The organism is Rhizobacter sp. P3_B12 (genome assembly GCF_056402895.1).
This window is the reverse complement of sequence record NZ_JBFUGN010001206.1, coordinates 1-1,637: the sequence shown is the minus strand read 5'-3', so window position 1 is coordinate 1,637 and position 1,637 is coordinate 1. Positions and strand designations below refer to the sequence as shown.

1 protein-coding gene is annotated in these 1,637 nt (G+C 62.0%); it reads left to right on the top strand.

Annotated features, from left to right (window positions below):
- Positions 1 to 475: site-specific integrase (locus AC1D01_RS33800; RefSeq protein WP_477873834.1), on the top strand; the 475-nt coding region annotated here is incomplete at its 5' end.
- Between the last annotated feature and the right edge of the window lie 1,162 nt (positions 476 to 1,637).

Below are 1,637 nucleotides of genomic sequence, written 5' to 3'. Positions count from 1 at the left end.
GTGGTGGACCGTGCCGAAGATGAAGACCAAGAACGCGCGGCATGCGAACGCCACGGACTTCCGTGTGCCGCTGGCGGGCAGGGCGCTCGATGTCATCCGCCGGCGGATGGAGGTGYATGACGGCTACCTTTTTCCGTCGCCAGGGGAAGGTGGCCACGTGTTGCAGAAGACGATCCAGACGGCGGTGCACTACCACCAGCCGTACAGCAAGACGCGGCCGGAGCATGCTCGGCCACGTCTTCAGGTCACTCACTGGTCACCGCATGATCTTCGGCGCACCTCTCGCACCTTCCTCACGTCGCTAGAGTGCCCTGACGACGTAGGTGAGGCGATGTTGGGGCACATGCAGGAGGGGGTAAAGGGGATCTACAACCTGCACACATACGACAAGCAGCGCCGTGTCTGGATCAACCGTCTGTCCGCGCACCTCGAAGAGTTGGCGCAGCGGCGGATACATCTATCCACCTCACGCTGATGGGCCGGGGGGCGACGGCATGTGAGCGCCGAGCGTCAGCGTCAGGCTGGTTGTGTTCGGGCATGTCTAGCCGCCGAGCAATAGCTCGGACCGAATGGAGGCGTTCGTCGCGCCTCGCGTCGAGCCCCACGCAACGCGCCCGAGCGGCCGATCTGCAACGCCCGAGGGGATAGGGCCGTTTGCGGCGCCGAGCTGGTCGAACGGCTGCTCTCGCGAGCGGCGAAGCGGAGCTATCGACCCATAGCGGAAGGTGGCACAGGCCCAGCAAGCCTCCGGAAAGCGGCCGTTCAGCGCTGGCGTTAGGCCGCATCCTTGGCCTTGATGAACCACTCGACTAGCGCACTAGGTTCAAGTGCACCTAGTCCCAAGAGGATGAGGAGCACGAGGATGAGAAGTAGCCCGATACGCACTCGTAGCGCATTCGGACCGTTCATTGCCTGCGCCAGACGATCTGGAGGTACGGTCGCTGGGTCTCGGTGAGTTACCCTTCCAAGGGACTGCAAAGTGACGATCGCAAGAAGCAGTGCAACCAGAGTTGCCCAGAGAAGGTATCGCTGACCACTACGTGAGAAGTAGACGAGCCCGAATAACCCGATTCCCACGGTGGCTCGAAACGCCCAGAGCGTTGGCTGAGTTGGACGCATGCACAGAGTCGCCCTGCAGTTGCTGCAGACGAAACTGGCTGACAGAAGCCATCGCTTTCGCGCAGCCACGGGCGTGTTGCAGGCAGGGCAGGTGTACATGTGGCCTAACGTATTGTGGGGAGATATCCGCTCATGCCAGCACCGTGCCGCACATCCTGAGAACGGTCCTCTACGACAGACCGCTCGTAGCCGAATTCTGTCTCACGTCGGCAGATTCCTAGGCGGCTTAGGTCGCCGCGTGCGTGCTCGCACGCCGAGCACTACAAGCGCTCCGAGCAGTGCAGCCGCCGGTGGAACATACCAATTCGCCCAGAGGAACGGCTCAAGCCAAGTGGGCGCGTGTGTGACATGAACGAATGGATGCACCGATTCGAAAGGCAGTGTGGAAAGAGGGCTCGCTACACCAACGAGCAACGCGAGAGCGAGGGCTAGTTGGCGACGGTCCGCCACAAGCGCCATGACAGCACCAGCCGCAGCGAACACGACAAGGTAGACAGCGATGCTCGCAAGAACAACGC